Origin of the sequence: Streptomyces sp. cg35 (assembly GCF_050410835.1) — a bacterium.
GTDB lineage: Bacteria > Actinomycetota > Actinomycetes > Streptomycetales > Streptomycetaceae > Streptomyces.
The window spans coordinates 3329768-3353992 of sequence record NZ_CP191268.1; the positions used below are offsets into that span (position 1 = coordinate 3329768).

Consider the following 24225-nt stretch of genomic DNA (forward strand, 5'->3'; position numbering starts at 1 on the left):
TCCCCGAGGGCGAAAGCCTACCCCCGTGAAACCAGGTGCCAGGTAGGGGGTGTCAGTGGACTGACGTAGCTTCGTACCCATGAACGACACCTCTCCTTACGTCGCCTCCGCGGACCGGTACGACTCCATGGAGTACCGCCGCACCGGCCGCAGCGGCCTGAAGCTGCCCGCGATCTCGCTGGGCCTGTGGCACAACTTCGGTGACGACCGCACCCTCGACTCCCAGCGCGCGATCCTGCGCCGCGCCTTCGACCTGGGCGTCACGCACTTCGACCTGGCGAACAACTACGGGCCGCCGGCCGGCTCCGCCGAGCTGAACTTCGGGAAGATGTTCGCGCAGGACTTCGCTCCGTACCGGGACGAGCTGGTCATCTCGACCAAGGCGGGCTACCTCATGCACCCCGGCCCGTACGGCGAGTGGGGCAGCCGCAAGTACCTGCTGTCGTCGCTCGACGCGTCCCTGAACCGGATGGGTCTCGACTACGTCGACATCTTCTACTCGCACCGCTTCGACCCGGAGACCCCGCTCGAGGAGACGATGGGCGCGCTCGCGTCGGCGGTGCAGCAGGGCAAGGCGCTGTACGTCGGCGTCTCCTCGTACACCAGCGAGCAGACGGCCGAGGCGGCGCGGATCCTCAAGGAGATGGGCGTTCCGGCCCTCATCCACCAGCCGTCCTACTCGATGATCAACCGCTGGACCGAGGACGACGGGCTGCTCGACACCCTGGAGGCGGCCGGCATGGGCTGCATCTCCTTCGTGCCGCTCGCGCAGGGCCTGCTGACGGGCAAGTACCTGAAGGGCATCCCGGAGGGCTCGCGGGCCACGCAGGGCAAGTCGCTCGACCCGGATCTGCTGAGCGAGGAGGTCGTGCGCCGGCTGAACGGGCTGAACGACATCGCGCAGCGCCGCGGCCAGTCCCTGGCGCAGCTCGCGCTGAGCTGGGTGCTGCGCGACGAGCGGATGACGTCGGCACTGATCGGCGCCTCCAGCGTGAAGCAGCTGGAGGAGAACGTGGCGGCGCTCGCCGCGGCGAAGCTGACGGACGAGGAGCTGACCGAAATCGATTCGTTCGCCGTCTCGACGCCCGGCACCAACATCTGGGCCGGCCGGAGCTGACCCGGCGCGGACGCCACGGGCCCCTGAGCGGGGCTTGTGGCGTCCTTTGTACGGACAAAAAAACGGGCCGGTCCGTGGGGGGGAGACGGACCGGCCCGAGGGGGGGTTTCCACCATAACCCTTCGTAAGTGATGCTGCGTGCATCGGCGTGCCACAACTACTTTCCGCAGTCGTCCGGCGACGCGTGGAGGTAGCTTTCAGGCCGCTTCACAGAGGGCTCACAGGCGTCTTTGACACCGTATTCACTGGTGCGCCGCCGGGGGTTCGGCGTCCCCCTCCCGTGTCATGCACGCGGTTGACGCGCGTTCGGCCGGGCGGGGCACCGTCACGGATATGGCGCATTCGGGTCCCGTGCCGGCCGGCCGGGACTCCCGCGAGGGCAAGCGGCACCGCGCAGCCCCCTCCGCCGCGCGGTACCGCCGCGCAGCTTTGCTCACGCGAATTGCCGTTGGTCTGAACTTACGTGAGGTTTACGTGAGGATCGAGTGGGTCCCGATAACGATGCGGAATCGGTTGCCTCAGGTGACCGGCGGGAGGGCCCTCACCTCGCGGGATCGCGGCGTCCTGCCCGCTGCCGGGCCGCGGACGCCGTGATTCGCCGTAGCGCACTACGCGGCGGGCTTGCGGGCCTCGATCAGATGCCGGGTGCTGTGCGCCACGAACGGGCCGTCCCGCTCGATCCGCTCGTGCAGGGCGAGGAGTCGGGGGCGGTACGCCTCGACCGTGAAGCCGGGGACCATCCAGACGACCTTGCGCAGGAAGTGGACGACGGCGCCGATGTCGTGGAACTCGATCCGCAGCCGCTCCGCGCGCAGGTCGACAATCTCCAGGCCGACGGCCTCGGCCTCCGCCTGCTCCGTGTACGGGTCGCGGGCCCGGCGGACCTGCTCCGGCTGCGGGCCCAGGAAGTACTCGACGACCTCGAACACGCTGCTGGGGCCGACGTGTTGGGCGAAGTACGTGCCGCCGGGGCGCAGTACGCGGGCGATCTCGGCGAAGTGGGCCTTGACCGGGTGGCGGCTGGTGACCAGGTCGAAGGCGGCGTCGGCGAAGGGCAGCGGGGCGTCCTCGGGCGACGCGACGACGACCACCCCGCGCGGGGCGAGGAGCCGGGTGGCCTTCGCGACGTTCGGCGGCCAGCCCTCGGTCGCGGCGATCAGCGGCGGCAGCTCCGGCGCCTGGTTCAGCACTTCGCCGCCGCCGGTCTGCAGATCGAGGGCGGCCTCGGCGCGGGCGAGGCGCTCCCCCATGGCGCGGGCGTACCCCCAGGACGGGCGCTGCTCGGTGGCCCGCCCCTCGAACCAGGAGAAGTCCCAGCCCTCGGTGGGCGCGGCGACGGCCTCCGCGACGAGCTCGTCGAAGGAGCGGCCGGGTGATGCGGATGCGTGGGGGTGGGTCTGAGACTGGGGGTGGGGGTGTGTCTGGGGGTGTGCGTGGGGGTGCTCGTCCGAACTCATGGACCTCATGGTCGCAAGGACCGGGTTCCGGTTCATCTGTATTTGCCGGGGGCGGCGGTGGGGGTGTCCCCAGGGCGGATCAGGGGGTCGGCCCCTCTTCCGCGGGACCCGGTGAACGCACGTACCCTTGGCGGACCCCCGCCACCGTCAGAACCACGGCCCCACACGTACCGCGTTTCCTACGCAGGCCCGTCCGTCCCACCGCCGAGATGCGAGCACATGTCCGTACGTTCCGCGATAGCGACCTGGCTGACCCGCCTCTACTTCTCCCGGCTGCGGAAGAAGGGGGGAAGCCTCGATCTGTCCGTGCTGGCGAAGCTGCCCGACGCCGCGCTGCTGCCGCTGCGCCGCGAGGGCGTCGACCCGGTTCCCGAGATCGGCGAGCTGCGCGAGCGTGAGCCCGTCAGCAGACTGCCGATCCCCGGCATGACGGTGTGGCTGGTGTCCGGCTACGACGAGGCGAAGGAAGTCCTCGGCGACGCCAAGGCCTTCAGCAACGACTTCCGCCATCTGGTCGGCGTGGGCGGCGCCGGGGCCGACCAGAATCCGGGCGGCCTCGGCTTCTGCGACCCGCCGGACCACACGCGGCTGCGCCGGCTCCTCACTCCCGAGTTCACGATGCGCCGCCTGTCGCGCCTCACGCCCCGCATCCACGCGATCGTCGAGGAGCAGCTCGCTCACCTGGAGAAGGCGGCGCAGGAGTCGGCCGACGGCACAGCCGACCTCGTCGAGCACTTCGCGATGCCGGTGCCGGCGCTGGTCATCTGCGAGTTGCTCGGTGTCCCGTACGAGGAACGCGACGCCTTCCAGCAGTTCTCCGTCGCCCGCTTCGACGTGCTGGGCGGCGCGGGCGCGTCCTTCGGCGCGGTCTCGCAGTCGCTCGACTACCTGCGCGGCGTCGTCGCCGAGCAGCGGCGCAACCCCGGCGAGGGCCTGCTCGGCATGCTGGTGCGCGAGCACGGCGACACCATCACGGACGAGGAACTGACCGGCCTCGCCGACGGTGTGCTCACCGGCGGGCTGGAGACCACCGCGAGCATGCTCGCGCTCGGCACCATGATCATGCTCCAGGACCGGGAGCACTTCGAGGCGCTGCGCGACGCGGAGGACCCGGCGACGGTCGCGGCCCCCTTCGTCGACGAGCTGCTGCGTCATCTCACGGTCGTGCAGACGGCGTTCCCGCGGTTCGCGCGCGAGGACACCGAGATCGGCGGTGTCCGGATATCCGGCGGCGACATCGTGATCGTCTCGCTGAGCGCGGCGGACCGGGATCCGCGCCTCGGCGACGACATGGACGCGTTCCTGCCCGCCCGTCCGCCGGCCTCGTCCCACCTGGCTTTCGGGTACGGGATCCACCGCTGCATCGGGGCGGAGCTCGGCAAGATGGAGCTGCGTGCGGCGTTCCCTCAACTGGTGCGCCGCTTCCCGGAGTTGAGGCTCGGGGTGACGCCGGCCGAGCTGGAGTTCCGGAAGCTGTCGATCGTGTACGGGGTGGACTCGCTGCCGGTCCGGCTGAAGGACTGAAGGCCCCCACCCCCACCACGGCCCGCCTCTCCGTTGGCCCCGGCCGCACCGCGCCTTAGGCTTCTGCACTCAGGGGAGCAAGGGGATCAGGGGGCATAGGGGATGCACGAGGCGAGAGAGGTCTTCGAGCCGCTGGCGGCGGACGATCCGCGGACGGTGGCCGGGTACCGGCTCGCCGCGCGGCTCGGCGCGGGCGGCATGGGCCGGGTCTATCTGTCGCACACGCAGGGCGGCCGGCCGGTGGCGATCAAGGTCGTACGGCCGGAGCTGGCGGACAGCCCGGACTTCCGGCGCCGCTTCCGGCGGGAGATGGAGGCGGCGCGACGGGTGCGGGGCGCGTACACCGCCGAGTTGATCGACGGCGACGCGGACGGCGTGCCGCCCTGGCTCGCGACGCTGTACGTGCCGGGCCCCTCGCTCGCGGAGGCGGTGGCCCGGCGCGGGCCGCTGCCGGTGCCCGCGGTGCTGTGGCTGATGGCGGGGATCGCCGAGGCGCTGGGGGCCATCCACGACGCCGGGATCGTGCATCGTGACCTGAAGCCGTCGAACGTGCTGCTGGCGTGCGACGGGCCGCGCGTGATCGACTTCGGCATCTCCCTCGCCTCCGGCATCAGTTCGCACACCGTGACGGGCACGTCCATCGGCACCCCGCAGTTCATGGCTCCGGAACAGGCGGCCGCGGGCAGCGCGGGGGAGATCACGGCGGCGACCGATGTCTTCTCGCTCGGCCAGACGGCGGCGTTCGCCGCGCTCGGCGAACCGCTGTACGGGGACGGCCCCGCGGTCGGCGTCCTCTACCGGATCGTGCACGACAGACCCGACCTGTCGCTCCTGCCCGAACAGCTCCGCCCGCTGATCGCCCGCTGCCTCGCCGCCGATCCCGCGGACCGGGCCTCCCTGTCGGAGATCGTGCAGTGGTGCCGCCGGGAACTCGGCCCGGACGCGGACGCGGGCGCCGGCCCCGCGGTCTGGCAGGAGGTCATGGGCCCGGCGGTGCCCGTCCCGCCGCCGGTCGCCGCGCCCAGCGCTCCGGCGTCCACACAGGCGTACGGCACCCAGCCGCTGTCGCCGTGGCGCGCACCGGACATCCGGACGCCGTGGCCCACCCCCGCGCAGGTGCGGACACGAAGACGCCGCAACACGCTCATCGGGGTCGCGGGCGCCATGGCGGCGGTCCTGGTGCTGGGCGGGCTCGGGTGGAAGGTCTGGGACGCGCGGGGCGAGATCGGGGGGCGCGGTGCGGCCGGGGCGTCGCAGTCGTCGGGAGGCGGCGGGACCGGCTCGATGGACAAGTCGGGCACGTCGAGCACGGCGGACACCTCGGATACAGCGGGTACGGCATCCGGGACATCCAGCGGGTCCGGCACATCCAAAGACTCCGGCCCCGCCGCCAACGCGTCGTCGTCGCCGCAGGCCACCCCGTACCCCATGAAGCTGCTGAACGAGAAGAACTCCCTGAGCATCACGGACGGCGTCGAGCGCAAGGACCGCAAGGGAGACATCCGCTTCACCTGCGCCAAGGAGTTCAGCTGCGCGCTGGAGACCACCACCCGGGGGACGGTGATCGCCCCGGTGTACGGCAAACCGGGCGCCACCCTCGACGACTGCCGCGCCTGGCTCGTCGGCAAGGGCGCCGACACGCGCCTGCCGCTCGCCATCATCACGACCGGCAGCGAGATCTGCTTCAAGCATCCCGACGGCTACATCGGCCTTTTCGTGGTCGCGACGAAGTCGACGGCGCTCCCCAAGAGCGGGGCCAGTTTCCTGTCGGGGGCGTTGACGGTGTGGCGGGCGACGTAGGGCCGGCCGTCGGTGACATGACGAGGAGGGCCTTCATGCCCCACGCTCACGCACGCGTCCAGCAGGCATTGACGGGGTTCGACGATCTGGCCTGGTTCGGCGCGGCCGTACCGCGGCACCCTTTGCTGGGGCATCATCAAGTCCCGTTCGCCAAATGGCGCTTCAGAAATCCGCGGCAGGCGTGGACGGACAGCTTTACTTCGGCTGTCCGCGATGCGCCGACCCGCACCGCATGGACCTTCAGGGTCGCCCGGAACTGGATGATCGCGCCGACTCGTCTCGTCGAGGATTCGGGTCCTGCCGGAGAGCTCCTCAACGAAGCGGCAGTTGCCATCGCGCGAGACGACCAAGGCTTTTGCGCTGCCGCCCAGAACGACATGATCCGAATCATCGACGCACTCGGACAAGCTTCTTGAAGGGGGAGGACATCTCCGCACTCCCCTTGGAGCAGTTGGAGGCATACGCACAGCGCCCTGACGAACCGCGCCGGGACGACCAGACATGGGAAGCCGTAAGGGAGTTGGCCGCCACCCGGATGAGGCTCCCCGGGTCGGGCGAGTCGCTTCGGATGCGCTGGGCCGTACTGGCTCTTGCCGCGATTTCCAACAAGTCCGCTCCCTCGCCGGACGAGGCCCACAAGCGAGCCGCTGACGCCGCTTGGATCAGAGCAACGATGATCAGAGTCTTCGGCCCCGCTGCCCGTGATCCGCACCGCGACCCCGAAGGACTGTTCCGGGACGTCATCGAAAGCGCGCGTGCGCCCTATGCCGACGTATCAAGGATGACCACCGACTGGAAAACGCTGTCTCGGCCAGAGATCCTGCACCTGAGAAGAATCAAGAACACCCTGACCCCGCTCATAGGGCTGGAGGACTCGATCCCGGCCGGCACGCCTACGAGAAGGGAGGCAGAACTGTGGCTCTCCCTCGTTCCACGCCTGCCGTGAACGCTGGAGGACTGGGAGTCACTCCTCCAGAGGTGCCGACAAGTAACGGGGACGCCATCCCTTCACGGCGCGACAGCCCCCTCCACTGCGATTCTCGCGGCCACCGGAGGGAACGTCAGCCCCGCCGCCACCGCGTCGCTGCCGTGCTCGGAAGACCCGAATTCTGCTGTTCTCAATGGGCAACAGGGTTCTGCACGCTGTCACCGCCGAAGAGGACGAGTACTGGATCGTCGCCCACACATTCCGGTAAGCCCGGCACATCGACGGCCGCCGTCAGAGGTCCACCACGAAATGGTCGAACTCGCCTGCCTGCACTCCGAGCACGAAGGCGTCCCACTTCCTGCGAGTGGTGGTGACGATCATTGCCGGAGCCGAGGTGTCTCGGACATGCACCAAGTCATCTTCTCCGTAAGCGATTTCGATCCACGGGCCAGGCCCTTCGGCGCCGTCGGGGGCGGCTCGGGTCCAGGTGAGGTTCGTGGGAGTGGCGCTGCTCATCGGCGGTTGGTCTTGAGCGCGCTGAGGAGATGGAAGAGGGCCGTGGGGGTGGTGGCCATCTCGGTGCCCGGGTCGTCGCTTTCGCGGAGGTGGATCGATCCGTCGATCGTGGCGACCTCGACGCACGTGTTGCCGTCTCCGCCCCCGGAGAACGTCGACCTCTGCCAGCGGATGGGCTCTGTCATGCCGAGCGCCTCACAGTTCCTTCGCCAAGCGGTGAATGAAGTCCCGGGACGGTACGGGCTCCCCGTTCTACGGTTACCGCCAATAACTCCCCGACCGCTTTGGTGGTCCGCCGCCCTGCGTCCCGGACCCCGGCGTCGCTAACGTCGCGGCATGAGGCGACGTAAACGCATCGGGGCGAGGCGCATCACGGCCTTACGGCATGCCCGGGACAGGGCGGTACAGCGGCGGCGGGACGTGCGGGCCGGTGGGCGGCGCAAGCGGTTGGAACGGCGGGCCGAGCGGGTCCGGCCCTGGCTTCAGTTCCTCGCCGATCTCGCCTCGGTGCTGGTGAGACTGGTGAGTTAGCCGGTCAGTCGCTCTTCGGGAACGACACCTCTACTCGGCGGTTCTTCTTGCGGCCCTCTTCCGTGCCGTTGTCCGCGATCGGATAGTCCTCGCTGTAGCCGCGGACCTGGAACGTGAGGTTGCCGCCGTTCCCGCCCAGTGCCGACTGGAGCGCGTCGTGGACCGCTTCCGCGCGCTTCTTCGAGAGCGTCAGGCCGTGCGCGTACGAGCCCAGGTTGTCCGTGAAGCCGAACACCCTGACCGTCGCCGCCTTTTGGCTGGTGATCTCGACCGCGATCGCCTGGATGCGGACCTTCGCGTCGGGGTTCAGTTTCGCGCTGTCCTTGGGGAACAGGACCTCGGCCTGGAGGGCGAAGGTGATGTCCTCACTGGTGTCCGTGCGGCGCTCGTCGCCGGACATGTCCTCGACGACGGACTTGATGTCCAGGACCTTGGCGGGGGCGAGGGTCGCGCCGTCGGCGAGCTTGAGGCCCGGGCTGTTGGCGTCCACCTCTGGCGGCGGAGACGTCGTCGTGCTGCCGGGTGGGGCGCCGGTGGGGTCGTCGTCGGCGTGCGCCGGGCCGGCGACCAGAACGATGGCGGCGACCGTGGTGAGCGCCGCGGTGGCGGTCAGATGTCGTCGGGGCATCGTCATTCGCCCTCTGTGATCTCGATCGACGCGGGGGGCATGGCGCCGACCTGGAAGGTGAGCTTGTCGGTGCCCTCGGGCGGGGCGGGGAACTGGGCGTACCAGTCAGCGGTCTGGCCGTTGCGCACGCCGCCGGTGAAGCGCGTGCACAGGCAGCGCCCCTCAGTGTCGCGCAGGATGAGGTACTTCTTCTTGCCCGCCTCGTCCAGGAGCGCGGCACCGGCGATCGAACCGCCGTTGGCCATCAGCTCCCGTTCGTCACCACGCCAGTTGACCGGCACCCAGGCCTTCCCGGTGCCGTTCACCACAGTGCCCTGCAGGGTGACGAAGCCACCGGCGTCCCGGGCTGCCGATGTGATCGTCAGCGTGATGCCGCCTTCGCCCTTCACCTCGGCCAGCACCTTGTCGGGCGCGCTCGGGGCCGCCGAGGACTCCTTGCCCCCGCCCTTGCCGGCCGAGGCCGTGGGCGGCGCGGAGGAGTCCTTCGCCTTGTCGCCGTCGCCTCCTCCGTCGCCTCCGCAACCGGCGATCGTGAGAACCAGCCCCGCCGTGATCGCCGCCACGGTCAGTGGCCGACGGGTCGTCGTCGTACGCCGAAGTTTCATGGCTGGGGCTTCCCTCTTTCTCGTCGTTCGCATCGTCAGTCGGCCAGGTGCACGGAGAACAGGTCGGATGCGTCGGGCAGGTCCAAGGGGTCGAAGTCCTCGGGGTCGATGGTGAAATCCCCGCCCTCGCAGTCGAGTTCGAGGGGCTTCTCAGGATCGGCGTCCAACGAGAAGTCGCAGCGGGGTTCGAGCACGGCCGTGGCATGTGCCGTCGCATGCATGGACTCGGTTCCGGGGATGACGGTGTCGCCCACCGCGTAATCGGTCCGGATCTCCACCGAGTAGCCGGGGTGTCCGTTGACCTCCGCGTCGTCCGGACCGCGGACGACCGTGGCATCGTTCTGCGCCGCCAGATCACCCGCAGCGGCAGCAGCCCCGCCTCCGAGCCCGTCGAGGTCGTCCCCGGTGAGCCAGTCGAGCCAGTCGTCTTCGTTCCCCACTGCCTCGCCGAGGCGGTCCATCACGTCGTCGCGGACGGACTGCACAGCTGCCAACGCCGCTGCGTCAGCGGCCGACTGGGCTCCGTTACGGGCCGAGGCCGCCTGGGCGAACGCGAAGAACGCGAACGCGGCGAACAGCAGGATCGCCGTCATCCAGATGTAGATCGGGAGCGTCGACCCCCGGTCGTCCCGAAGGCGGAGGTCCGTCAGCCGCCGATGACGTTGCTGATGGCGTCCAGCACCGCGCCGGAGATCAATCCGTCCAGGCCCAGACTGTCGATGGCCACGAAGATCCCCGCGATCAGAATCATCAACCCCGCATACTCCACGAACCCGGCCCCAGAATCCCGCCGGGCCCCCCGAAGACGCTCCCCCAACGAACTCGTCCACGTCGTCCACGCCCCGAGCACTCGGTCCTTGATCACGGGATCCCCCTTCCTCCACGACAACCAAAACAACACACGCAACGTACGCGAACTGCGACCGTGTGCACTTGGTTTCGCCAATTTGGGGGCCGGGCTTGACCGTAAGTTGTCTGGGGGTTGCCCGGGTCGTCATCGGATGTCAGCTCCCCTCGTACGGGATCGGCGGCCCGCCAGGGCCAGGAATTCGCATTCGCCAACCTTTGCTCGAAGTCACTGTAGCCAGTCCGGTGTCAACATAGGAGTGCCTCAACGACCCAATATTGAGCCGAAGTTGGTTCCGGAGCCGAGGAACATGCCCGTAGCGATCAGGATCATGGTCGCCGGAAGCATGAAGACCAGCGTCACCACCGTTGCCTTCGGGATGGTTTTCGCGGCGCGGCGGCGGGAGTTCTGGGCGTCCGTGCGGCGCATGTCCGTGGCCAGTTGGATCAGGGTGTCCGCGATGGGTGAGCCCAGCTCCTCGCCCTGCTGGAGTGCGGAGACGAACTGGGCGACCTGCTCGGACGCGTTGCGGCGGCGGAGTTCGTCGAAGGCCTGGCGGCGCGGGACGCCCATGTCCATCTGGCGGAGCGTGATGCGCAGTTCGTCGGCCCAGGGGCCCTCGTACTTCTCCGCGACCCGGTCCAGCGCCTGACGGAAACCGAGGCCCGCCGAGACGACGACCGCGAGCACGTCGAGGAAGTCGGGGAGGGTGCGGTCGATGACCTCTTTGCGTTCGCGTGTCGCCTGCCAGATCAGGGCGTCGGCGGCGAGCGCGCCGAAGGCCAGGGTCAGCAGTCCGAGCAGCGGCTGGCCGTTGGTGAGGAAGACCAGGCCCATGACGACGCCGAAGAGGCCGTAGACGGCGCGGCGTGCCGCGTAGCGGTCGATCGTGAGGCCGCCGGGGTTCCCCGCCATGTCGATCTTCCGGCGCTTGGCGTCCACGCGGCGCGGGCCCATCAGGCGCAGGACCAGCGGCGCGAACCGCATGCCGAGCCGGTCCACCGCCGAGCCCGCCGTGGAGACGCGGGTGGCGCCCACTTCGAGGGCGAGGGCCAGGTCGCTGGGGACCTTGGCCTCGGCGCGGTACATGCGGATGCCCGCGAAGAGACCGAAGACCGCCGCGCCGGCGAGGAGGGCGAGGAGCAGGCCCAGAAGAGGTGTCGGCATGGGTCAGACCTCGATCTTTCCCAGGCGGCGGATCACGAAGAACCCGATGGCGTACAGGCCGAGGGCGATCAGGATCAGGGTCTGGCCGAGGGGGGAGCCGGTGACGCGGGCCAGTGCGCCGTCGTTCGAGGAGTTGATCAGGAGCAGGGATCCCAGGCCGAGGAGCGGGACGGTGAACGCCGTCGCGTTCACCTCGGAGAGCATCGTGCGGATCTCGCGCCGGGTCTCCTTGCGGTCCTCCAGGGTCTGGGTCAGGTTCCGGAGCGAGGAGACGACGGTGCCGCCCGCCTTGTTGGCCAGGACCAGGGTGGTGACGAGGACGATCAGTTCGCGGGAGGGGAGGCGGGCCGCCAGTTCGTCCAGGGCGTCGTCGACCGAGCGGCCGAGTGCCAGCTGGTCGGCGACCCGGCTGAGTTCCTCGCCCGCCGGAGCCTCCAGCTCCTCCGCGGCCATCGCCAGGGACGTGCGCAGGGCCAGGCCCGCAGCCGTCGCGTTGGCCAGGAGGCGTGCCACGTCCGGGAGTTGGTTGATGAAGGCCTCGATGCGCTTCTGGCGCTGCCAGTTGAGGAAGATGACCGCAGCCCAGACCGCCACGGCGCCCGCGATCGGGCCGAAGAACGGGGCCAGCGTCGTCGCCGCCAGCAGCCACAGCGCGACGACGACCACGGCCACGTAGACCGTGAACTCGCCCGCCGTCAGGTCGAGGCCCGTCGCGGAGAGCCGCAGGTGGACGGCGCGGCCGAGGCGGGTGCGGCGCAGGCGCCGGTCGACCGTGGTGAAGCGGCGTGCCCGGCCGCCCGCCGGGCCGCCGGAGCCGCCGCCCGGGTAGTCGTCCAGGCGGTCGACGAGGGCCTGGCGCTGGGCGCGCCCGGAGGCGTGGATGTGCAGGCCCGCGATGGCGAGGACGCAGGTGAGGGCGGTGGCGCCGAGGGCGATGAGCGCGGGGGTCGTCATGCTGCGCCGCCCGCCCCGCGTGCGTCTGTCCTGGTCATCCCGTGGCCTCTCTCGTGTTCCGTATGTCGACGGCCTCGACGACCCCGAACGCCGGCGGGACCGCCTCCCCCGCCACATACAGCCGGTCCGCGAGACGCCGCGGCAACGGCAGGTGTTCGTAGTAGCCGTGGACGCGGCGCTGCTCCGGCTCCGCGGCGCCCGACACGTACGGCTGGGCGACGAAACGGGTCACCGTGGCGATGGTGAACTGTTCGCGGCCGTGCGAGACGAGCAGCGCGATCTCGCTGATCCGGCGGGAGCCGTCGGCGTGCCGGGTGAGCTGGACGAGGACGTCGACGGCCGAGTTGATCTGGTCGCGCAGGGCCTCGAAGGGAACGTCGACCTCGGACATGGAGCCGAGGGTCTGGAGGCGGGTGAGGGCGTCCTCGGCGGTGTTCGCGTGGACGGTCGCGAGGGAGCCGTCGTGGCCCGTGGACATGGCCTGGAGCATGTCGAGCGTCTCGCCGCCGCGGACCTCGCCGACGATGATGCGGTCGGGGCGCATGCGCAGGCTGTTGCGGACGAGGTCGCGGATGGTGACCTGGCCCTTGCCCTCGACGTTGGGAGGCCTCGACTCCAGGCGGATGACGTGGTCCTGCTGGAGCTGGAGTTCCGCCGAGTCCTCGATCGTGATGATGCGCTCGTGGGGCGGGATGAGCGCCGAGAGGGCGTTGAGGAGCGTGGTCTTCCCGGAGCCCGTGCCGCCGCTGACGATGATGTTGAAGCGGGCCCGTACGCAGGCCGCGAGCAGCATCAGCATGTGCTCGTCGAGCGAACCGAGTTCGAGGAGTTCGGTGAGGCTGTACGCGCGCGGGAAGCGGCGGATGGTGAGGGTGGCGCCGGTGAGCGCGAGGGGCGGGATGATCACGTTGACGCGTTCGCCGGTGGGCAGGCGGGCGTCGACCATGGGGTTGGACTCGTCGACGCGCCGGTTCACCGTGGAGACGATGCGCTCGATGGTCTGCATGAGCTGCTCGGGCGAGGCGAAGCGCATGGGGAGCTGCTCCACCCGTCCCGCGCGCTCCACGAAGATGGCGTCGGGGCCGTTCACCATGATCTCGGTGATGGAGGCGTCGGCGAGGAGCGGTTCGAGGATGCCGAGGCCGAGGGCCTCGTCGACGACGCGGCGGATCAGCTGGGTGCGCTCGGCGGAGGAGAGGACCGGGCCCTCGCGGCTGATGATGTGGCCGAGGACGCGCTCCAGGCGGACGCGGCGGTCCGCGGCCTGGAGCGAGGACATCTCCGCGAGGTCGATCTCCTCCAGGAGCTTGGCGCGGTAGACGGCGATCAGGCCCTCGTCGCGGTCCGGGGGCGTGCCGGGGCCTTCCGGGGTGCCGCGGGTGGCGACGACTCGGGATCGTAGGCTCATCCTCTGCTCAACTCCCGTCGTTCGTGCGGTCGTTGGGCATGGTGGCGTGACGCGTCAGGTCCCAGCCGTCGAAGAGCGGGATGATCGCCGGGACGCGGACCGTGACGGTGGCGGTGACGGTGTCGCCCGCGCCGATCTCGGCCGAGGGGTGCAGCCATCCGCTCGCCGACGCGGCGGCCGCCGTCTGACCCGTGCCCTGGTTCAGCGACTCCGCCCGCGCCGCCGCGCGCGCCGCGCTCCCCGCCTGGTTCGCCCCGTATCCGACGAGGCCGAGCTGGATCGCGGCCATGCCGATGATCAGGAGGAACGGGAGGAAGCCGGCGAACTCCAGCATGGAGACTCCGTCGTCTCCCCGCAGACGCCCTCTCGTCGTCGCGGGTCGATCTCCCTTGGGCGGTTGCCGTTTCGTCGTGGCTGGTCGCGCGGTTCCCCGCACCCCTGCGGGTGCTGTTCTCCGCGGCCCCGCGCAACGCTTGCCCGTCACTGGGACGTGTCCTGCTCGGAGGCCGCGCCCGCCTCGCCCGTGACCGACCAGCCCGGGTTCACCCCGGGGAAGAAGAGCGGCACCTTCACCTTGACCGTGGCTTTCATGACCACGCCGTCGTCCGCACACCCGATCTGCGCCGCCTGCCACGCGGACGGCAGATGCGACGTGCCGGCCGCCTTGCAGGCCCCGGCGGCGTCCCCGTTCCCGGCGGCAGCCGAGGTCGCCGCCCGCGCCGCCTCGTCCGCCGCGTTCCCGGCCAGGGAGTACGTGTACCCGTACAGCACGCACTGCCACATCAGCGCCATCACGAGCAGCACGAGCGGGAACATCGCCGCGAACTCCAGCGTGACCGCGCCCTTGTCGCCGCGGCGGCGGGAGCGGCGGCCGGTGGTGTCGGGGGCGGGGGCGGCGACCAGGCCGAGTTCGCCGGCCAGGGCCCACAGGGCCTGCTTGACGGTCGAGCGGTTGTCGAGGTCCTGCATGCGGCCCGCGTCGACGGCCGCCTGCAGCTCCTTGTACGCGGCCGGGACGGTGGTGCGGAGCGTTTTCGTGCCGGTGACGCGCTCCACCAGAGTTGGCTGGATCTCGGCGGTGCGCGCCTGCCGGTTGACGACGGTGCGGGTCTCCTCGGCCTTGCGGATCTGGAGCCGGTCCCAGAGGCGGACCATGCGTTTGGCGGCGCGGACGGCCACGACGTCCGGGGTGACCAGCAGGACGGCCTGGTCGGCGAGTTCGACCGCCGCCGCGTTGGCCGCGCCCATCTGCGTACCGCAGTCGACGACCACGACCTCGTAGCGGGCGCGCAGGGCGTGCACGACCTGGCGGGCCACGCGGTCGGTGACCTCCTCGCCGCGCTCGCCGTCGGCGGGGGCGAGGAGCAGGTCGAGGCCGGTCTCGTGGGTGAAGACGGCGTCCTGGAGGACGCGCGGGGTGATGTCGCGGATCGCGGCGAGGTCGGCGACGGAGCGGCGGAACTGGACGTCGAGGTAGGACGCCACGTCGCCGGACTGGAGGTCGAGGTCGAGGAGGGCGACCGAGCGGCCCGAGGCGCGGGCGGCCAGGGCCAGCTGGACGGCGGCGAGGGTGGTGCCGACGCCGCCCTTGGCGCCGGTGACGGCCACGACGCGGCCGCCGCCGCCCGCCGGCATCAGCTCCGCGCCCGTACTGCCCGCGAGGTGGCGGCGCATGCCGGCGGACCAGGAGGCGGCGGCCTGGACGCGTTCGGCGAGGGCGTCGTAGCCGAGCGGGAACGCGACGATGCCGCGCGCTCCGCTGTCCATCGCGGCGGTGAGCAGGGCGGGGCTGGTGTCGGCGGTGGCGAGGACGACGCCGACGGCCGGGAAGCGCAGGACGAGGTCGCGGATGAGGTCCAGCGCGGGCACGGGCCCGATCCGCTCGTGGACGAGGACGACCTCGGGCAGTTCGTCGAGGGACTCGGCGGCGAGCCGCGCGAGGGTGTCGAGCAGGGCGGTGGAGTCCGCGACGGGCGGGGCCGGTTCGGTGTCGGGGAGCTGGGAGAGGAGGGTGACCAGGGCGCGGGCCGCCTCCGGGTCGCCCGCTGCGGGGAGGATCCTCGTGGTCATCGGCGGTGTCCCTTCAGGGGCGCGGACGCACAGGTCGCGTCGGTCCGCCCCGGACGCCGCTCCGCGGTCGCCGGCGGGGCTGCCTGGGTCCGGGTCCCCATCACTTGTCCTCGTCCAGCGTGTACGAGCGGTCGCCGGGCGCGATCGCCGCGTCGTCCCCCGGCGCGACGAGCGCGAGGCGTACGTGCGTCGCGAACGACTCGGCGTAGGCGACCCGTTGCGCGTCCGCCGCGGAGAGCGCGAACGTGATCGGCACGGCCTCGCCCTGGCGCCGGGTGCTGTTCCCGGAGGAGTTCGCGCCTTGCTGGTCGATCGGGGTGAGCTTGCCGACGTCGATGACCTCGGCGTTCTCCACGATGACCTTGGACTGGTCGCGCTGCTTGTCGTTCTCGGCCTTGAAGGTGGCGTAGATGTTCACCTTCGAGCCGGGGTCGATCTTTCCGGCGACGCCCGTCTCGGCGTCGATCATGATGGCGATCTCCTGCTGCCCCGCCCGGAGTTCGGGCCGATCGACGATCATGTCGGTCTGCAGCAGGGAGCCCTTCTTGAGCTGGGTGACGGCGATCTTGCCGCGGACCTGGGCGAGTCTGGTGACGGCGGTGTCCGACAGCCACCGCTCGGGCATCCGCACCTTCTCGAACTGGTCGTCCGTCAGCTCCTTGTAGGGCGCGACGTCCGACTTCAGCCGGTACGCGGTGACTTCCGGCCCCACCTTGGAGTCCACGTCGTGGATCACGGACAGCACTCCGGCGAACGCGCCGACGGCGCACAGGGCCGAGACGACCAGCAGGATGACGCCGCGGCGCTGACGTGAGTTCATGGACCGGACAACCTCGTGGATAGACGGGCGGGTGGGTTCGGGGTGCGGGTGGCGGTCAATGGTGCGGGGCGCGGGGCAGCGCGGCCCGGCCCGCCCCGACGGCCGGGGCGAGCGAGGTCCGGGTGCCGCCCGCGCGCTCGGGCGGTGCGTCGGCGGCCAGCGGCGCGGAGCAGAACCCGCAGCGGTCACCGATGAGTTCGAGCCCGCACCAGTGGCATTCCTCGCGCCGTACGGACGACACGAGCTGGTAGAGGACGGAGATGTCGGGGATGGCGGCCGCGAACTCGACGATCCGGCCGGGGTGGCCGCCCTTGCCGGTCGCCCACCAGCGCGGCGACTCGGCGGGCAGCCGCGTCTCGGTCGCGCCCTGCACCCGCCAGGCCCGGGCGAGCGCGCCGGTGACCCAGTCGGTGGTCTGCTGCCCGGCGGCGTAGAACATCCGCGTACCGAAGGAGGGGCCGCTCGGCGTCTCGGTCCCGGTGACCTTCAGCAGTTGCGGCTGCGGTGAGGCGACGACCGCGAACTGGGCGCCCGGGGACCACGACTTGGCGTGCGCCTTGAGGGTGACGGGGACGCGGTCGAGCTTGGCGACCGAGCCGAGGAGGGCGCCCGCGTGGACGTAGTGGGCGAGCAGCCGGCCCGCGGACGCCAGGACGCCCGGGCTGAAGTCGCAGATCGACAGCTGGCGCAGTTGCAGCGCGAGCACGGCGAGGCCGAGCGGCGGCAGCTCGGGGCGCAGAATGGCGATCCGGTCGCTTTCGAGCACGGACCGGATCGAGTACAGCCGATGGACGACCGCGTCCGGTACGGACTGCGGACAGAGCACGATCACATACCCGTGCTGTTCGATCAGTGTGTGTACGTCGACGATCGCGCGGTCCAGCGGATACGCGTCCGGCGCCTCGCCCACGGGCAGCACGGAGGCGGTCGGAGTGTGCCGGTCGGGCGAGTTGAGCACCAGGTCGGGGTCGGTCACGGCTATGGCGGTCGGCACGCGTGAACCCCCCGGTCGCTCTGCGCTCCTTGTGACACTGCTTCGTTCAGGACACGTCAGTGTTCCTGCCTGAGCACCATATCCACGCGAGCGCCCGGCAACACCCAACTTCGCACTGTTCACGAAGCGGTGGGCGCGGGTTGGCGAGGAAGCGTCGGCGCAAACCCTTGACATCCCTATTGGTCTGGACCAGTTTGTACGCCCAGCAGCTGCTTCCCCAACTCCCCCACTGATGTGGTGGGAGCCCTCCCCCCACATGGAGGCAGAAATGACGCACGCCCCCGCGCACAGCCGCCGACGACGTTCCCGACTCGGCGCTCTCATCGGCACGTTCACGGCCGCCGCACTGGCCGTGACCGGGCTGGTCGCGACGACCGAGGGAGCCTCCGCGGCGCCCACGACGAGCCGGGCCGCCGCCGCGGTGCCCGCCCACGCGGTCACCGGCTACTGGCAGAACTTCGACAACGGCGCCAGCGTCCAGAAGCTGAGCGACGTCCCCGACGACTACGACATCATCGCGGTCGCCTTCGCCGACGCGACCACGACACCGGGCGCGGTCGACTTCACCCTCGACTCGGCGGGCCTCGGCGGCTACACGGACGACGCCTTCAAGGCCGACATCAAGGCGAAGCAGGCGGCGGGCAAGTCGGTCGTCATCTCGATCGGCGGCCAGAACGGCACGGTGTCGGTCAGCGACTCCGCCTCGGCGACGAACTTCGCGGACTCCGTCTACGCGCTGATGCAGGAGTACGGCTTCGACGGCGTCGACATCGACCTGGAGAACGGCGTCAACTCCACCTACATGTCCCAGGCGTTGAAGTCGCTCGCGGCAAAGGCGGGCAGTGGCTTCGTGCTGACGATGGCGCCGCAGACCATCGACATGCAGTCGACGTCGGCGGAGTACTTCAAGACGGCGCTCGCGGTGAAGGACATCCTCACCGTCGTCAACATGCAGTACTACAACAGCGGTTCGATGCTCGGCTGCGACGGCAAGGTCTACAGCCAGGGCTCCGTCGACTTCCTCACGGCGCTCGCCTGCATCCAGCTGGAGGGCGGCCTCGACCCGTCGCAGGTCGGCATCGGCACTCCGGCGTCGACGAGCGCGGCGGGCAGCGGCTATGTGGCCCCGTCGGTCGTGAACGACGCCCTGGACTGCCTCGCCAAGGGCACGAACTGCGGCTCCTTCAAGCCGTCGAAGACGTACCCCGGGGTGCGCGGCGCGATGACCTGGTCCACGAACTGGGACGCCACGTCCAACAACGCCTGGTCCTCGGCGGTGGGCCCGCACGTCCACGGCCTGTGACCTGACCGCGGGCCGGTCCCCCTATGAACGGGCAGCGCCGCCGCTCCCCCGGCGGCGCTGCCCACGTCCCCTCTGCTTAGGCTTCCGGCCATGACCTTCGGCCCACCGCCCGCCGACTTCGACGGCCCCGCGTCCCCGCAGCCCGCCTGGGCGGCGCCCTCGCCCACCGAGCGGGCGCTGTACGAGGCGAAGGGCCGGGGCGACTGGGCGGCGTACTACGAGACGCTGGCCTCGGTCGAGCTGTACATGGAGCTGCGCCCCGACAAGGCCGACGTCTTCGAGTCCACGTATCCGCTGTTCCACCGGGATCCCCGCACCGGCGGCGAGTGGCTGGAGCTGCGCACCATCGGGATGCTGCCCGCTCCCGACCCGCACCGCCTCTTCGAGTGGCAGTCCCTCGACTGGTTCGCCACCGCGAACTGGGCCACAGGCCCCAACCCCCCGACCCTCGTCGTCAATCCGGGCACCCCCTGCGAGGCGGTCCTCCCGCCGCTGCCCCCGCACAACGCGGCCTGGATGCGGGCGGCCGCCCGCGCCGGGACGCCCCGCTACAAGATGTGCCTGCGCGCCCTGCACGTGGGCGGCGCGCTGCACGGCCCCGTCGCGCACGGCCTGGCCCTGGGCGCGCTGCTCTCGGTCACCAACGGCGAGTTCTGGAACACCATGGCCCACCACGGCGAGGGCTACCAGACCGAGCGCCAACGGCTGCGCGAATGGTGGGGCGTGACCAGCCGCCAGGAGTGGCGGGAGCAGGTGCACCTCCTGCTGTCCGCCGACAACCACAGCGGGGTGTGGGAGTTCGCGCTCGGCCTGCGGCACAGCATCGCCCGCGACTTCGGCGGCCGCGTCGAGACGGGCTACTGGAAGCAGGCCGTCGCCAAGGTGCTGCGGGCCCGCGGCGAGGCCCGCACCGTGCTCACCGAGGACGGCGTGACCACCACGGAGCCGCGCCCCGCCGACGAGACCTCCGCGCAGATCGAGGGCGTGCACCGGCTCATCGGCCGGATCACCCGCTACGAGGCCCGGATGCGCGCCGACGGGCTGCTCGCCGAGGGCCGTTACGTCACCTCGGTCGACGCCTGGGATCTCGGCCGCGCCCCGAACATGGCCCGCTGGGGCCTCGCCTCCCGCTACGGAACCCTCGAAGAGGCCGAGTCCGCGGTCCGCGCGGCGAGCGCGTCGGCCGTCCGCTCCTACCGCTCCTGGCAGGACTTCTCCGCCGCCTACGCCCTCGGCCGGTGCCTGCACTTCGACGACGAGGAGTTCGGCAGGTGGTACGAGGAGATGGTCTCGGCCCACCGGATCCTGACGGAGGACCCGGGGAGCCCCTGGCTCAACATCCCGTTCACGTAGGGCGGCACACGGCCCGGGTCAGAAGAAGTCCGACCACGGCTGGTCCCAGATCTGCTTCACGCACAGCACCACGAACAGCAGGCCCGCGACGGCCAGCATGCCGTTGCTCAGCCGGCCGTTGCGCCAACGGGCCGGGGTACGGCTGGAGTTGAGGAGCCAGATCAGGGTCAGGGCCAGGAACGGCATGAAGGCCGCGCCCAGGACCCCGTACAGGATCACCAGGCGGAACGGCTGGCCCTGGAAGAGCAGGACGATCGGGGGGAAGGTCAGCCAGAGCAGGTATCCGCGGAACGCCCAGCCCTTCTCGCGGGTGCCGCGCGCCACGTCCGCGGCGGTGGCCCGGGCGCCGCGGTAGCGCTCGACGAAGTCGGCGAACATCAGGCTCACGCCGTGCCAGACGCCGATCAGCGACGTGAAGGACGTGGCGAAGAAGCCGACCAGGAACAGCTTGGCGGTCGCCGTGCCGTACTCGGTCTCGAGGATCTTCGTCAGGTCCAGAAGTCCCTTGTCCCCGGCGGCGATCGAGGTGTGGGAGGCGTGCAGCAGCTCCGCCCCGACGAAGAGCATCGCCACGACGAAGATGCCGGTGGTGATGTAGGCGACGCGGTTGTCGAGGCGCATCACCTTCATCCAGGACGTGTTGGTCCAGCCCTTGGCGTTGACCCAGTACCCGTACGCGGCAAGGGTGATGGTGCCGCCGACGCCGCCGATCAGGCCGAGCGTGTTCAGGACCGAGTCCTTCTCGTCGGGCAGGACGGGCAGCAGCCCGGCGAAGGCGTCACCGAGGTTCGGCGTGACCCGGACCGCCAGATACACCGTGACCACGAACATGACGCCCACCAGGACCGTCATGACCTTCTCGAAGACCGCGTACTTGTTGAACCAGACGAAGACCAGACCGACCAGGCCGCACAGGATCGCCCACGGCTTGATGGACCAGTCCGCCGGGAACACGTCGGGGAAGAGCGCCTGGAGCGGCAGCGCGCTCGACGACATCGCGGCCGCGCCGTAGACGAAGCCCCAGATCACGACGTAGACGACGAAGAACCAGGTCGTCCAGCGGCCCAGGCTCGCCCAGCCGTCGAAGAGGGTGCGGCCGGTGGCCAGGTGCCAGCGGCCCGCCGCCTCGGCGAGGCTGATCTTGACGAGGCAGCCGACGACCGCGGCCCACAGCAGGGTGTAGCCGAAGTTGCTGCCCGCCACGAGCGTCGCGACGAGGTCGCCGGCGCCGACACCGGTCGCGGCGACGACGATGCCGGGACCGATGTACTTCCAGCTGGACGAGCGGGGATGGTCGGGGGTGGTGGTGGAGGTGCCGGTTCCTGGGGTTCCCGTGGTGTCCGCCATGACTATCAAGGGAGCGTAAAGAACCCCGGTCGGCAAGAGGGCCGACCGGAACCGTTGCCTCGTCAGTCCTCGAAGTACGCGTCCAGCGCCTTGTCGATCTGCTCGGTCCACTCGGCGAGGCGGGCCTTGTCGGGGGCCTCGACGTCGTTCGGGTACCAGCGGCTGTTGGGCGTGTGGACCGTCACCGTGAGGCGCTTGCGGGACGTGCCGTACTCGACCGCGCTGATCTCGTCCCAGGTGAAGTCGGCCTCCTGGTCGTCGAGCGTGTAGCGCACCCCGGTCGCGTCGACGGTGATGGAACCCCGGCGGTCCCTCGCCTCCATGGCGGGGCCGTCGCCCTTGCCGGACTCGGAAGCGGACTCGGAAGCGGAAGCGGAAGCGGACTCGGAATCAGAATCGGAGTCCGCGTCGGCGTCGGCCGCTTCGGCCGTGGCGTCCTCGGCCTCCGGCCCGGAATCGGCCTCGGGTTCGTCCTCGGGTTCGTCGTTCTTGTCCAGGACGGCCTTCTCGCGTACGGGCTTCTCGGGCGCGCTCTGCGTCACCTCCTCCGCCACCTCGTCGGATTCCGTGACCGCGTCCTCGACAGCCGTCTCCGGTCGGGGAGACGTCAGGCCGGGGACGTACGCCGGGTCGAAACCGGCACCGGTGACGGGCGTGACCTTCTGGCTCTCCATGCGCTGCTCCACGGGCGGAAGTATGGCGGACGAGCCTGTGCGGCGCCTCCCCCGGGGCCTCGGGCTCCCTGTGCCGGACGGACGACGGCGCTCCGGCGTCGGGACCGTGATCCTCCCGGGCGACCGGACACCCGCGCTCATCCTTGACGTGCGCATTACCTTAGCCTGCGTCCCGGCCGATAACGATGGCCGCGATGAACACCACGACTCCGCTCCGCGGCCGCGCCGGCCCCCTCGCGGCCGCTCTCGTCCTGACCGTCGTCTCGGCCGTGCTGCTGGCCGCGCACCTCTTCTTCGACGGCGACGGGTTCCGGCACTGCGCCTACCTGGGACCGTCGACACGGATGTACGTCACCGCGTGGGCGGCGCCCCTGTGCAGCGTGGCCGCGCTGGTGCTCGCCTGCCGTCGTACCCGGCGCTTCGGCGGCGGTCGCGCGGTGGTCGTGTGCGTGGCCGCCCTGTTGCTGTTCGTCCAGATCTTCGCGCTGCACTGGGTGTACGCGCCCGATCCGGCCGGCGGCACCGGCTGCTCGGGCCTGTCCCTCGTCACCGGATGACGAGGGACAGGCCCGAAGCGGTCCGCGTCAAACGCGCTAGACGAAGAGGCTGACCACCGCCGCCACCGCGAACCCGGCGAGCGAGAGCACCGACTCCAGGACCGTCCAGGTGCGCAGGGTGTCGCGCTCGGAGATGCCGAAGTACTTGGCGACCATCCAGAAGCCGCCGTCGTTGACGTGCGAGGCGAAGATGGAGCCCGCGGAGATCGCCATGATGACGAGGGCGGTGAAGGCCTGCGAGTAGTTGCCCTCGGAGAGCAGGGGGGCCACGATGCCGGCCGTGGTGACGATGGCGACCGTCGCCGAGCCCTGGGCGACGCGCAGGACGAGCGAGATCAGGTAGGCCAGGACGATGACCGGCAGGCCGACGTCGTTGAACGTGTCGGAGAGGGCCTGCGCGATGCCGCTCGCCTTGAGGACGGCGCCGAAGACACCGCCGGCGCCGACGACCAGGAGGATGTTGCCGACCGGCTTCAGGGACGCGGTGGACACCGTCTCCAGGGACTTGCGGGACCAGCCGCGGCGGATGCCCAGCAGGTAGTACGCGAGGAGCAGGGCGATCGTGAGGGCCACGAAGGGGTGGCCGAAGAACTCGATGACCGAGCGGCCCGTGGAGGGGTCGAAGGCGATCGAGGAGAAGGTGGCGAGGAGGATCAGCACCAGCGGGGTGCCGATGATGGCGAAGACGACGCCCAGCGCGACCGGCTTCTCGGTCGGGGTGACACCCGCTTCACGCTGCTCGGCCTCCAGCGCGGCCTTGGCCTCGTCGGCGGCCTCGACCATGTCCTGCGGGACGGGCACGAAGATCCGCTTGCCGATCCAGGCGGCCCAGCCCCAGGCGGCGAGCACGGCCGGGATGCCGCAGACGATGCCCATGAGGATGACCCAGCCGAGGTCGACCTTCAGCAGTCCGGCCGCGGCCACCGGGCCGGGGTGCGGCGGCAGGAAGGCGTGCGTCATCGACAGGCCGGCGAGCAGCGGCATGCAGTAGAGGATGATCGACTTGCCGCCGCGCTTGGCGGCCGCGTAGACGATCGGCGCGAGGACGAAGATGCCGACGTCGAAGAAGACGGGGATGCCGAAGATGAGGCCGGTGAGGCCCATCGCGAGGGGGGCGCGCTTCTCGCCGAAGAGGTTGAGGAGGCGGGAGGCGAGGACCTCGGCGCCGCCGGAGACCTCGAGGACCGCGCCGAGCATGGTGCCCAGGCCGATGATGATCGCGACGTGTCCGAGGGTGCCGCCCATGCCGGACTCGATGGTGGAGACGGCGTCGGACTTCTGGACGGTGCCGAAGAGTTCGGTGACCGAGAGGCCGGCGCCGAGGCCGACGGCTATGGAGACCGCGAGCAGGGCCACGAAGGGCTGGATGCGCGCCTTGATGATCAGGAAGAGCAGCAGGACGATGCCGAGGGCGGCGACGGTCAGCAGACCGGCGGTGCCGTCGATGAGCGTGAGGATGCCGCCGGTGTGAGGTGGGGTCTCAGGGGCGGCGGCCGCGAGCGGAGCGAACGGGGACATCGTTGACCTCGTAAGAGCATGGGGGTTTCTGGGCAGGGGGGATCGCGGCGCGGCGCATCGTGGTGATGCGCCGCGCCGTGACGACGTACGGCGTGCGGGTGGTGCGG

General features: G+C 70.6%; 25 protein-coding genes. 8 read left to right on the forward strand and 17 right to left on the reverse strand.

Going from position 1 to position 24225, the window contains the following annotated elements; genetic code table 11:
- The first annotated feature begins 79 nt into the window (after positions 1-79).
- The gene (gene mgrA / locus ACQUQD_RS15155) at positions 80-1117 is read left to right on the forward strand and encodes an L-glyceraldehyde 3-phosphate reductase (RefSeq protein WP_428952599.1); all 1038 of its coding nucleotides are present in this window, start codon (positions 80-82) and stop codon (positions 1115-1117) included.
- A gap of 608 nt (positions 1118-1725) precedes the next feature.
- Here mgrA and ACQUQD_RS15160 read toward each other — a convergent pair.
- Positions 1726-2574 carry a class I SAM-dependent methyltransferase gene (locus tag ACQUQD_RS15160; RefSeq protein WP_428952600.1) on the reverse strand — a complete coding sequence of 283 codons (849 nt, stop codon included), beginning with the start codon at positions 2572-2574 and terminating at the stop codon, positions 1726-1728.
- 219 nt (positions 2575-2793) lie between these two features.
- On the opposite strand from ACQUQD_RS15160, the gene ACQUQD_RS15165 reads away from it, so the two are divergent.
- From ACQUQD_RS15165 to ACQUQD_RS15180, 4 genes are all read left to right on the forward strand, one after another.
- Complete coding sequence (locus tag ACQUQD_RS15165; RefSeq protein WP_428952601.1) at positions 2794-4098, forward strand: cytochrome P450; 1305 nt, start codon at positions 2794-2796, stop codon at positions 4096-4098.
- 102 nt (positions 4099-4200) lie between these two features.
- Complete coding sequence (locus tag ACQUQD_RS15170; RefSeq protein ID WP_428952602.1) at positions 4201-5898, forward strand: serine/threonine-protein kinase; 1698 nt, start codon at positions 4201-4203, stop codon at positions 5896-5898.
- Between the two features lie 35 nt (positions 5899-5933).
- Positions 5934-6314 (forward strand): hypothetical protein, encoded by a 381-nt coding sequence (locus ACQUQD_RS15175; RefSeq protein ID WP_428952603.1) that lies wholly within the window; start codon positions 5934-5936, stop codon positions 6312-6314.
- Positions 6311-6844, forward strand: coding sequence for a hypothetical protein (locus ACQUQD_RS15180; protein ID WP_428952604.1), 534 nt, complete (start codon positions 6311-6313; stop codon positions 6842-6844). Before ACQUQD_RS15175 ends, ACQUQD_RS15180 begins: the two co-directional genes overlap by 4 nt.
- Positions 6845-7117: 273 nt before the next feature.
- Here ACQUQD_RS15180 and ACQUQD_RS15185 read toward each other — a convergent pair whose 3' ends face one another.
- From ACQUQD_RS15185 to ACQUQD_RS15245, 13 genes are all read right to left on the reverse strand, one after another.
- Positions 7118-7342 (reverse strand): DUF397 domain-containing protein, encoded by a 225-nt coding sequence (locus ACQUQD_RS15185; RefSeq protein WP_428952605.1) that lies wholly within the window; start codon positions 7340-7342, stop codon positions 7118-7120.
- Positions 7339-7527, reverse strand: a complete 189-nt coding sequence (locus tag ACQUQD_RS15190; protein WP_428952606.1) for a DUF397 domain-containing protein — start codon at positions 7525-7527, stop codon at positions 7339-7341. The genes ACQUQD_RS15185 and ACQUQD_RS15190 overlap by 4 nt, the downstream gene beginning before the upstream one ends.
- Before the next feature lie 350 nt (positions 7528-7877).
- Complete coding sequence (locus ACQUQD_RS15195; RefSeq protein WP_428952607.1) at positions 7878-8507, reverse strand: OmpA family protein; 630 nt, start codon at positions 8505-8507, stop codon at positions 7878-7880.
- Positions 8504-9106, reverse strand: a complete 603-nt coding sequence (locus ACQUQD_RS15200) for a hypothetical protein (RefSeq protein ID WP_428952608.1) — start codon at positions 9104-9106, stop codon at positions 8504-8506. The genes ACQUQD_RS15195 and ACQUQD_RS15200 overlap by 4 nt, the downstream gene beginning before the upstream one ends.
- Before the next feature lie 35 nt (positions 9107-9141).
- Positions 9142-9804, reverse strand: a complete 663-nt coding sequence (locus ACQUQD_RS15205; protein ID WP_428957562.1) for a pilus assembly protein TadG-related protein — start codon at positions 9802-9804, stop codon at positions 9142-9144.
- Positions 9753-9971, reverse strand: a complete 219-nt coding sequence (locus tag ACQUQD_RS15210) for a hypothetical protein (RefSeq protein ID WP_428952609.1) — start codon at positions 9969-9971, stop codon at positions 9753-9755. The genes ACQUQD_RS15205 and ACQUQD_RS15210 overlap by 52 nt, the downstream gene beginning before the upstream one ends.
- Before the next feature lie 246 nt (positions 9972-10217).
- Positions 10218-11120, reverse strand: coding sequence for a DUF5936 domain-containing protein (locus ACQUQD_RS15215; protein ID WP_428952610.1), 903 nt, complete (start codon positions 11118-11120; stop codon positions 10218-10220).
- Positions 11121-11123: 3 nt separating this feature from the next.
- Entirely contained in the window at positions 11124-12074 is a 951-nt protein-coding gene (locus ACQUQD_RS15220; protein ID WP_428952611.1) for a type II secretion system F family protein, read from the reverse strand.
- 34 nt (positions 12075-12108) lie between these two features.
- Complete coding sequence (locus ACQUQD_RS15225; RefSeq protein WP_428952612.1) at positions 12109-13482, reverse strand: CpaF family protein; 1374 nt, start codon at positions 13480-13482, stop codon at positions 12109-12111.
- Between the two features lie 7 nt (positions 13483-13489).
- Positions 13490-13816: a TadE/TadG family type IV pilus assembly protein gene (locus ACQUQD_RS15230; protein ID WP_428952613.1), complete on the reverse strand. Its 327-nt coding sequence runs from the start codon at positions 13814-13816 to the stop codon at positions 13490-13492.
- 146 nt (positions 13817-13962) lie between these two features.
- Positions 13963-15552 (reverse strand): AAA family ATPase, encoded by a 1590-nt coding sequence (locus ACQUQD_RS15235; RefSeq protein WP_428952614.1) that lies wholly within the window; start codon positions 15550-15552, stop codon positions 13963-13965.
- Positions 15553-15652: 100 nt separating this feature from the next.
- Complete coding sequence (cpaB, locus tag ACQUQD_RS15240) at positions 15653-16372, reverse strand: Flp pilus assembly protein CpaB (protein WP_428952615.1); 720 nt, start codon at positions 16370-16372, stop codon at positions 15653-15655.
- Between the two features lie 55 nt (positions 16373-16427).
- Positions 16428-17366, reverse strand: a complete 939-nt coding sequence (locus tag ACQUQD_RS15245) for a hypothetical protein (RefSeq protein WP_428952616.1) — start codon at positions 17364-17366, stop codon at positions 16428-16430.
- Positions 17367-17634: 268 nt separating this feature from the next.
- Here ACQUQD_RS15245 and ACQUQD_RS15250 point away from each other — a divergent pair, with 268 nt between their 5' ends.
- Both ACQUQD_RS15250 and ACQUQD_RS15255 read left to right on the forward strand, forming a co-directional pair.
- Positions 17635-18669, forward strand: a complete 1035-nt coding sequence (locus tag ACQUQD_RS15250) for a chitinase (RefSeq protein ID WP_428952617.1) — start codon at positions 17635-17637, stop codon at positions 18667-18669.
- A 90-nt stretch (positions 18670-18759) separates the two neighbouring features.
- Positions 18760-20022 (forward strand): DUF1266 domain-containing protein, encoded by a 1263-nt coding sequence (locus ACQUQD_RS15255; RefSeq protein WP_428952618.1) that lies wholly within the window; start codon positions 18760-18762, stop codon positions 20020-20022.
- A gap of 18 nt (positions 20023-20040) precedes the next feature.
- Here ACQUQD_RS15255 and ACQUQD_RS15260 read toward each other — a convergent pair whose 3' ends face one another.
- Together ACQUQD_RS15260 and ACQUQD_RS15265 are read right to left on the reverse strand one after the other, a co-directional pair.
- Positions 20041-21369, reverse strand: a complete 1329-nt coding sequence (locus ACQUQD_RS15260) for an Nramp family divalent metal transporter (RefSeq protein WP_428952619.1) — start codon at positions 21367-21369, stop codon at positions 20041-20043.
- Between the two features lie 62 nt (positions 21370-21431).
- The gene (locus tag ACQUQD_RS15265; RefSeq protein WP_428952620.1) at positions 21432-22055 is read right to left on the reverse strand and encodes a hypothetical protein; all 624 of its coding nucleotides are present in this window, start codon (positions 22053-22055) and stop codon (positions 21432-21434) included.
- A 182-nt stretch (positions 22056-22237) separates the two neighbouring features.
- Here ACQUQD_RS15265 and ACQUQD_RS15270 point away from each other — a divergent pair, with 182 nt between their 5' ends.
- Positions 22238-22600, forward strand: coding sequence for a hypothetical protein (locus ACQUQD_RS15270; protein WP_428952621.1), 363 nt, complete (start codon positions 22238-22240; stop codon positions 22598-22600).
- A 36-nt stretch (positions 22601-22636) separates the two neighbouring features.
- On the opposite strand, the gene ACQUQD_RS15275 is transcribed toward ACQUQD_RS15270, so the two are convergent.
- Positions 22637-24118: a GntP family permease gene (locus tag ACQUQD_RS15275; RefSeq protein WP_428952622.1), complete on the reverse strand. Its 1482-nt coding sequence runs from the start codon at positions 24116-24118 to the stop codon at positions 22637-22639.
- Positions 24119-24225: the final 107 nt, after the last annotated feature.